At 66.2% G+C, this 7,709-nt stretch carries 8 protein-coding genes; 7 read left to right on the top strand and 1 reads right to left on the bottom strand.

The features are described from left to right. The 6 genes from AB4Y86_RS07445 to AB4Y86_RS07420 form a co-directional block, all read left to right on the top strand. On the top strand, positions 1-1,781 hold a 1,781-nt coding region (locus AB4Y86_RS07445; RefSeq protein WP_441401488.1), incomplete at its 5' end, for a bifunctional [glutamine synthetase] adenylyltransferase/[glutamine synthetase]-adenylyl-L-tyrosine phosphorylase. Between the two features lie 188 nt (positions 1,782-1,969). Beyond that, a complete protein-coding gene (locus AB4Y86_RS07440; RefSeq protein WP_441401490.1) occupies positions 1,970-3,409 on the top strand; it encodes an amino acid ABC transporter substrate-binding protein/permease in 1,440 nt (479 codons plus the stop codon). Continuing rightward, entirely contained in the window at positions 3,406-4,155 is a 750-nt protein-coding gene (locus AB4Y86_RS07435) for an amino acid ABC transporter ATP-binding protein (protein ID WP_441401486.1), read from the top strand. The genes AB4Y86_RS07440 and AB4Y86_RS07435 overlap by 4 nt, the downstream gene beginning before the upstream one ends. 25 nt (positions 4,156-4,180) lie before the next feature. Then, entirely contained in the window at positions 4,181-4,696 is a 516-nt protein-coding gene (locus AB4Y86_RS07430) for a GNAT family N-acetyltransferase (protein ID WP_441401484.1), read from the top strand. Between the two features lie 117 nt (positions 4,697-4,813). Beyond that, positions 4,814-5,119 (top strand): hypothetical protein, encoded by a 306-nt coding sequence (locus tag AB4Y86_RS07425; RefSeq protein ID WP_441401482.1) that lies wholly within the window; start codon positions 4,814-4,816, stop codon positions 5,117-5,119. Positions 5,120-5,223: 104 nt separating this feature from the next. Beyond that, positions 5,224-5,424 (top strand): AsnC family protein, encoded by a 201-nt coding sequence (locus tag AB4Y86_RS07420; protein ID WP_441401480.1) that lies wholly within the window; start codon positions 5,224-5,226, stop codon positions 5,422-5,424. Between the two features lie 111 nt (positions 5,425-5,535). Here the strand turns inward: AB4Y86_RS07420 and glnA are convergent, their stop codons facing one another. Continuing rightward, the gene (glnA, locus tag AB4Y86_RS07415) at positions 5,536-6,960 is read right to left on the bottom strand and encodes a type I glutamate--ammonia ligase (RefSeq protein WP_441401478.1); all 1,425 of its coding nucleotides are present in this window, start codon (positions 6,958-6,960) and stop codon (positions 5,536-5,538) included. A 298-nt stretch (positions 6,961-7,258) separates the two neighbouring features. Between glnA and AB4Y86_RS07410 the strand changes: the two genes are divergently transcribed. After that, on the top strand, positions 7,259-7,696 hold the full coding sequence (locus tag AB4Y86_RS07410) for an RDD family protein (RefSeq protein WP_441401476.1): 438 nt from the start codon (positions 7,259-7,261) through the stop codon (positions 7,694-7,696). The last annotated feature ends 13 nt before the right edge of the window (positions 7,697-7,709 follow it).

Here is a 7,709-nt window from a genome sequence, read left to right as displayed (position 1 = left end):
ACATTGGACGGTCCGACGCCAAGGAATTCGACCGCGACTACCGCTACCTCCGGCTGCTCGAACACCGGATCCAGCTGTTCCAGCTGCGCCGCACGCACCTCATGCCGGTCAAGGAAGCCTCGCTGCGCTCCCTCGCCAAGGCGGTGCTGGGCCCGTTCTCGAACGAGCGCCCGCATCCCGATGCGCTGCTCGCGGCGTGGCGGAAGACCAAGAGGTCCGTGCGGGAGCTGCATGAGCGCATCTTCTACCGGCCGCTGCTGAACACCGCGGCCGCGCTGAGCAGCGAGGACGCCAGGCTCACCCCGGAAGCCGCCCAGGGCCGGCTCGCCGCGCTCGGTTACCTCGACCCGCCCGGCGCCATGCGCCACATTGAGGCGCTCACCGGCGGGGTCAGCCGCCGCGCCGCGCTGCAGCGGCAGCTGCTGCCGATTCTCCTCGGCTGGCTCGCCGAAGGCGTGGACCCCGACGGCGGCCTGTTGGCCTTCCGGCGGGTCAGCGAGGCGCTCGGCACCACGCACTGGTACCTTGGCCTGCTCCGGGATTCGACGGCGGCTGCCGAGCGGCTGTGCCATGTGCTCTCCAATTCGCGGCTGATCTCGGATCTGCTGGAAGTCTCGCCCGAGTCCGTCGCGTGGCTGGGCTCGGACAAGGATCTGCTCCCGCTCAGCTATGAGGCGCAGTGGCTGGAGATCACCTCCAAGATGTCCCGCCACGCGGACCCCGAAAACGCGATGCGCCTCATCCGGCTGATCCGTCGCCGCGAGATCCTGCGGATCGCCATCGCGGACAGCGCCGGGCTGCTGGACCAGGACCAGGTGGGGGAGGCGCTGGCCGATACCGACCGCGCCGCCGTGCTCGGCGCGCTCCGGGTCGCCGAGACGGTGGTCACCGCGCGGGAGCCGCTGAAGACCCATGTGCTGGTGGTGGCGATGGGGCGCCAGGGCGGCCGGGAGATCGGCTACGGATCCGACGCCGACGTGATCTATGTGCACCGCGGCCTGCCGGGCGTTCCGGAGGACGAGGCGCAGCAGCAGGCAGCGCGGATCGTCGGGAAGCTCTCCAGCCTGCTGACCCAGCCGCTCAGGCCCGCGATCCTCGCCGAGCGTGTCCTCGCGGTGGATGCGGACCTGCGGCCGGAAGGCAAGAACGGGCCGATGGTGCGGTCCCTCGAGTCCTACGCCGAGTACTACCGGCGCTGGTCCCTCGTCTGGGAGGCCCAGGCGCTGCTGCGGGCCCGGCCGATGGCCGGCGACGACCAGCTCGCCGCCGATTTCGTGGCCTTGATCAATCCCATCCGGTACCCGGACAGGCTGTCCGACCACGACGTCCGCGAGGTCAGGCGGGTCAAGGCCCGGGTGGAGGCCGAGCGGCTGCCCCGCGGCGCGGACCCGGCCCGGCACCTGAAACTGGGCCGCGGCGGCCTGAGCGACGTCGAATGGCTCGCCCAGTTGCTGCAGTTGCGGCACGCCGGGCGGCACCCGGAGCTACGGACCACGTCCACCGTGGAGGCCCTCGAGGCGGCTGCCAGCCTGGAGCTGCTGGAGGCCGGGGAGGTGGTGCTGTTGTTGCGGGCCTGGCGGCTGGCGAGCCGGATCCGTTCGGCCAACGTGATCTGGACCGGCCGGGCCTCGGACCTGCTGCCGTCCTCACGACGCGACCTTGAGGCGGTGGCCCGCTGGTGCGGCTACGGGCACGGAAATGCCGCCGCGCTGGAGGAGGACTACCTGCGGCTCAGCCGCCGGGCACGTGCCGTTTTTGAGCGCGTCTTTTACGGCCAATAGGCGGCTGTGCAGGCCGTGTCCGCTACCGGCGTACAAATGCGGGTAACCTCGAGGGGTACTTTGCCGGTCCTGGGGACCGGTTGTCGCACTTACCTAGGGGTTGTTTGAACTTGCCCAGACTCCAGCAGACCSGGGCCGCCAGGCCGCGGTGGGTCACGGTCATCGGAGCGTTGCTGGCCTTTGCCGCCATGCTCTTCGGTGCCGTAGGCGCCGCCGCGGCGCCGACGGACGCACCGTCGGTCACCGCCGGTTCAGCGCATCCGGCCGCCGCGCCGTCGAGCCTTTCCGGAAAGACCTTTGTCATCGGGACGGACACCACGTTCGCCCCGTTCGAGTTCCGCGACGCGGGCGGTGAACTGACCGGCATCGATATGGACATCATCCGGGAGATCGCCAAGAAGCAGGGATTCGCCGTCGAGATCAAGTCGCTCGGCTTCAACGCGGCCCTGCAGGCGCTCTCGTCCAACCAAGTGGATGGCGTGATCGCCGGCATGTCCATCACGGAGCCCCGCAAGCAGATCTACGACTTCTCCGACCCCTACTTCGAGTCGGGCGTCCAGATGGCAGTCGCAAAGGCCAACTCGGACATCAAGAGCTACGGTGACCTGAAGGGTAAGACCGTCACGGCCAAGACCGGCAGCGAGGGCGAAACGTTCGCGAAGTCGATAGCCGATAAGTACGGCTTCACGGTCAAGTCACTGGACCAGTCCGCCACCATGTACGAGCTCGTAAAGTCCGGGAACGCCGTCGCCGTCTTCGATGACTACCCGGTGCTGGCCTACGGCATCAGCCAGAACAACGGCCTCAAGGCCGTGACCGGGAAGGAAAAGGGCGGCTCCTACGGATTCGCCGTCAACAAGGGCAGGAACCCGGAACTGCTGCAGGCGTTCAACACCGGACTGGCGGACCTGAAGTCCAGCGGCAAGTACCAGGAGATCCTGGACAAGTACCTCAAAGACCCGACGCAGGCCACCCCGACCAGTTTCTGGGACCTGCTGGTCAACAGCTTCCCCGCCCTCATGAAGGGCCTGGGCAACACCGTCCTGGTCACCGCGATTTCCTTCGCCGTGGCCATGCTGATCGGCCTGCTGATGGGCTTCCTGAAGATCTCCACGAACGTTGTCCTGCGCGGGATCGCCACCACCTTCGTCAGCGTCTTCCGCGGCACGCCGCTGCTGGTCTGGGCGTTCTTCTTCTACTTCGGCATCCCGCAGCTGACCGGCCAGCCGATCAACATCTGGGTGGCCGGCGTGCTGACGCTCAGCCTCAACTCCGGCGCCTACATCACCGAGATCGTCCGGGGCTCCATCCAGTCCGTGGACCCGGGCCAGCTCGAAGCCAGCCGCAGCCTGGGCCTTGGCTACGCGAAGTCCATGCAAAAGGTCGTGGTCCCGCAGGCGTTCAAGATCATGACGCCCTCCCTGATCAACCAGCTGATCATCATGCTCAAGGACAGCTCGCTGCTGCTCGCCATCGGCTTCGCCGAACTGCTTTACCAGGGCCAGCAGATCTACGCCGGGAACTTCCGGATTACCGAAACCCTGCTGATCGTCGCTGTCCTGTACTTCGTGGTCATCATGCTGCTGACCAAGCTGGCCAACGTTGCGGATAAGAGGTTCAACAAATGAGCGCTGTAGTCACTGCACCCAGCAAGATCTCCGTCCGGGAGCTGACCAAGTCCTTCGGCACCAACAACGTCCTCAAGGGCATCAACGCCGAGGTCGCCGAGGGCGAGGTGGTCTGCGTGATCGGGCCGTCCGGCTCCGGCAAGTCCACCTTCCTGCGTTGCCTGAACAAGCTGGAGGACATCACCGGGGGCCACGTCACGGTGGACGGCTTCGACGTGACCGACCCCAAGGTGGACATCAACGAGGTCCGCCGGCATATCGGCATGGTCTTCCAGCACTTCAACCTGTTCCCGCACATGTCCGTGATCGAGAACATCATGCTGGCACCGGTCGAATCGGGGAAGCAGGGCAAGGCTGAAGCCCGGGCTGGCGCCCTGAAGCTGCTGGAACGCGTCGGACTCGCCGAGAAGGCCGATGCCCGGCCGGCGTCGCTCTCCGGCGGCCAGAAGCAGCGCGTTGCCATTGCCCGGGCACTGGCGATGAACCCGGACATCATGCTCTTCGACGAGGCCACGTCGGCGCTGGACCCGGAAATGGTGGGCGAGGTGCTGCAGGTCATCAAGGACCTGGCGCGGGAAGGCATGACGATGGTGCTGGTCACCCACGAGATGGGCTTCGCCCGTGAAGTGGCGGACCGGGTCCTGTTCATGGCCGACGGCGTCATCTGCGAACAGGGTGCGCCGGAGGACCTGTTCGGCAACCCGCAGCAGCCCCGGACCCGGGAGTTCCTCTCCAAGGTCCTCTGAGCGGTCGATTGGATAGGTTTCAGTCATGTCCCAACACGTGTGGTTGATCGCCTTGAAAAACCTCGACGACGACGCCCGGGCGATCAAGCTGGGCGAGGTTGCCGGGCTGGAGCTTGGCGAGGGGCAGCAGCAGTTTGTCGGCGACCCGTTGCGGACGATGCTGGTGGGCCTCGAGGAGGACACCCGCTTTCCATACGTCCTCGATTCGGACGGCGCGGCCGTCGGCGTCGCGACCCTGCAGGCCGGCGCTGCCCGCGCCGCCGGCTGGGCCGATGACGACTCGGTTTGGCTGCTCCGCGGCTTCCTCGTGGACCGGCGGCGGCAGGGCAGGGGTTTCGGCGCCGCCGGCGCGGCCGGGGCCGTGCGGGAGGCTGCCCGGCTGACGGCCGCGCTGGGCGGGGACCAGCGCGGCGTCGTCCTGTCCGTCAATGAGGCCAACCCGGCCGGGCAGGCCGCCTACCGCAAGGCCGGCTTCGAAGACCGCGGGCAATACCTCGGCGGCGACGCCGGCCCGCAACGGATCATGTACCGGGGGTTCTGAACCGGCCCCCCGGGGCTGCCACAGCGCATCGCGGCGCGGCGCCAGGGCACTTCGTCCGTGCGTCGCGTCGCTGCCGAGCACGCCCGGCAGGTCCGCTGTACGCTTGCGAAGGACATCGTGAAAATTGGGGGAATTGTGGAGTTCAAGCGTGCAGCCGGAGTCTTCGTGGCCGGTATTTCGTTATTGTTCGGGGGCCCGCTCCTGAGCTATGTCGCGGTCTTGTTTTTGACCTGGTCGGCTTCGAGGGGAGACGGCGGCATGGTGGCCGTGTTCATGGGTGTGGTGTTCGTCGGGGGGGTGCTCGCCTTGGTGGGGTTCGTTATGTTGATCGTGGCGACCCGCAGGGCACTGGCAAAGATTGATGCTCTCCCCGTCCGCACGCAACCTGCATCAAGGCAGGATCGGTACGCGTCCAATTACTGACCACGCTGCGGTATCCGGCTTTTCCAGCTCGTTCGAGCCGCCCCGTCAACCTTCGTTGACGTTGCTTCCCCCCGTCAACTAATGTTGACGCCAGGAGGTGCGCCATGCAGACGCTGATTGGCTCGATGGACGGCAAGGGGCCGGCGGAGGCGCTTTACGCGGTAGCAGAGTTGCACAAGGAGCTGGCCCGCACGGAAACCGAGGTGGTACTCCGCGCCCGCCGGGCCGGGCTCTCCTGGGAGGCAATTGCGGTGTGCCTCGGCATTAGCAAGCAGGCCGTCCACAAGAAGTACGGCAAGCGCTGAGGCGGCGACGACAACCTAAAGGCCACCAAGGGAAGACCAGGCGCGGCCGGGCACAACACAAAGGCCGGCCCGAGGTTTGAAACCTCGGGCCGGCCTTTGTGTGCGTGGACTTTAGACGCCGTAGTAGAGCTCGAACTCGTATGGGTTCGGGCGCAGCGACAGCGGGCGGATCTCGTACTCGTACTTGTACTCGATCCAGGTGTCGATCAGGTCCTGGGTGAACACGCCGCCCGCCTGCAGGAACTCGTTGTCCTCGGCGAGGGCTTCCAGGGCTTCCTCGAGCGTGCCCGGGGCCTTGGGGATGTCCTTGGCTTCCTCGGCGGGGAGCTCGTAGAGGTCCTTGTCGATCGGAGCCGGGGGTTCGATGCGGTTGCGGATGCCGTCGATGCCGGCCATCAGCTGGGCGGCGAACGCCAGGTAGGGGTTCGACGACGGGTCCGGAGCGCGGAACTCGATGCGCTTGGCCTTCGGGTTGGAGCCGGTGATCGGGATGCGGATACCGGCGGAGCGGTTGCCCTGCGAGTAGACCATGTTGACCGGAGCTTCGAAGCCCTTGACCAGGCGCCGGTAGGAGTTCACCGTCGGGTTGGTGAAGGCCAGGACGGCGGAGGAGTGCTTGAGGAGGCCGCCGATGTACCAGCGGGCGGTGTCCGAGAGGCCGGCGTAGCCCTTCTCGTCGTAGAACAGCGGCTCGCCGCCCGTCCACAGCGACTGGTGGCAGTGCATGCCCGAGCCGTTGTCACCGAAAACGGGCTTCGGCATGAAGGTGACGGACTTGCCCCAGGCGTCGGCGGTGTTCTTGATGACGTACTTGAATTTCTGCAGGTCATCGGCCGCGTGGGTCAGGGTGGTGAACTTGTAGTTGATCTCAGCCTGGCCGGCGGAACCGACCTCGTGGTGGCTGCGCTCGACCTCAAGGCCGGCCTCATCCAACGCGATGCACATCGCGTCGCGCAGGTCGGCCTGCTTGTCGGTCGGGGAGACCGGGAAGTAGCCGCCCTTGACCGGAGTCTTGTAGCCGAGGTTTCCGCCCTCTTCTTCGCGGCCGCTGTTCCAGTGTGCTTCCTCGGAGTCGATCTTGTAGAAGCTGCCCTGCGGGGAGGACTGGTACTGCACGTTGTCGAAGACGAAGAACTCGGCCTCGGGGGCAAAGAAAGCCGTGTCCGCGATGCCGGTGGAGGCCAGGTAGGCCTCGGCTTTCTCAGCCACGCCGCGGGGGTCGCGGTGGTACGGGTCGCCGGTCCGCGGGTTCACGATGGAGAAATTCAGCGCAAGGGTCTTCTCCAGGCGGAAGGTATCAACGAACGCGGTCGTGACGTCCGGGATGAGCTGCATGTCCGACTCGGCGATGCCCTGGAAGCCGCGGATCGACGAACCGTCGAAGAGCTGGCCGTTGACGAAGAAGTCCGCGTCTACGCTCTTGGCGGGCACGTTGAAGTGCTGCTGGACGCCCGGGAGGTCGGTGAAGCGGATATCGACGAATTTGATGTCTTCGTCTTTGATGAACTTGAGGACTTCGTCCGCAGTCTTGAACATCTATGCTCCTTACGCATATGAAAAGATCTGGCCGTCAGGCCGTGTGGTCCAGCGCAGCCGGACGGCGGGGAAAACGCAACGTCCGCCCCGCGTAGCTCGCCGCTGGCAACTGTTACCACCCTAAGGACATGGGATTTCCCCGCGGTGTCCGCTTTGTTTCGGGCAGGTTACAGAATGCGCTGACGTGTTAAAGCTAGTCGTTGTCCACAGTGTGGCCTATCCGGGTCCGTAACGTGACCAGCGGGAGTCCAAATGGTGGACAGTCCGGAGCCCTCCTGGGAGCCGATAGGCTTGGAGGGTGGTTGATCGTAAAGACATAGGCTCGYGGCTCACCGGACCGGACACGTCCGGCATCTCTAAGTATCCGGGGGAGCGGTTGGGCCTGCCTGAGTCCGGTACTGACTCGATTGCCCGCGCGGGCCGCCGGATCGTGGCCATCTGCGTTGACTGGGGGATCGCCCTGCTGATCAGCAACTTCGCCTTTGCCGGCAACTCATGGGCCACCCTCGCGGTCTTCGCCGTCGAGCAAGCCCTCCTGGTCGGTACGCTGGGGTACAGCATCGGCCACCGGATCATGGGGATCCACGTCGTCCGGCTCGGCGGCGGCCCGGCGGGCCCGCTCGCGGCCCTGGTCCGCAGCGTGCTGCTCTGCTTGGTGATCCCCGCGGTCATCTTCGACCCCGACCACCGCGGCCTGCACGACAAAGCCATGAACACGGTCCTCGTCCGGATGTAGTGGTCGCCGGCAC

The sequence above is a fragment of the Arthrobacter sp. 2YAF22_2 genome, from assembly GCF_052114645.1.
In the GTDB taxonomy this organism is placed as follows: Bacteria; Actinomycetota; Actinomycetes; order Actinomycetales; family Micrococcaceae; genus Arthrobacter.
The sequence above is the reverse complement of the archived record's forward strand: the minus strand, read 5'-3'. Positions and strand labels throughout refer to the sequence as shown.